Genomic DNA, 762 nt, shown 5'->3' with positions numbered 1-762 from the left:
TTCCTTTACCACTGTTTCAAGCTTGTATTTTTCCGACAGCAAAGCGGAAACAACCTCCAACTGCACCCGGCCCAAAAAAGAAAGAATGATCTCATGGGTGATGGAATCCACTTCGCAACGCAAAAGCGGGTCAGTATCCGCAAGTTGCGTAAGAGCGTCCAGCAGCCGTTCTCTTTGCGCTGCCGTTTTCGGCGCAATCGTCGTCCGCAGCATGGGGAGGGGGTCCTCGCGCCACCTTTTACGAGGGAGCCGGGTTTGGTCCCCTAATACATCGTTTAACCTCACGCTGTCGCTGGGAAGGATAACAATTTCACCCTGATAAGCGGTGTCTGTCCGAACAATTTCCCCTTTGGATGGAATACGCATCTCTGTGATTTTCAGCTTTTCTCTCCCGGCCAGGGCCACCGTATCCCGCAGGCGCAGCGTTCCGCTGTATAACCGTAGATAGACACGCCGCTGGCCGCAATCGGTGTACTCAACCTTGAAAACGCTGCCGCATAGGGCGGCGCCCCCCTGTTCCCCAATCGGTTGGAACAGCCCTGTCACCGCATCCATCAACGGTTGAATGCCAAGGCCATTTTTGGCGCTGCCATGATAGACTGGGAACAGGGAGGCGTCTTGAACCCGCTGCTGTTCCTCCCGCGCAAGTTTTTCCCGGCTGATTGGTTCTCCTGCGATATACTTTTCCAATAATTCATCGTTATTTTCGATGACCGCATCCCATGCTTCTATGTCGGTATTTTCCTCCAGGACTATTTCCGG

General features: G+C 53.5%; 1 pseudogene. It reads right to left on the bottom strand.

Annotation, left to right across the window (positions count from 1 at the left end):
• Nucleotides 1–762 (bottom strand): annotated as a pseudogene (locus ACTNB1_RS14820) (tetracycline resistance ribosomal protection protein Tet(W)); the annotation flags it as partial.

The organism is Flavonifractor sp. HCP28S3_F3, from assembly GCF_052065355.1.
Classification (GTDB): Bacteria; Bacillota; Clostridia; order Oscillospirales; family Oscillospiraceae; genus Flavonifractor.
This window is presented reverse-complemented; position numbering and strand designations above follow the sequence as displayed.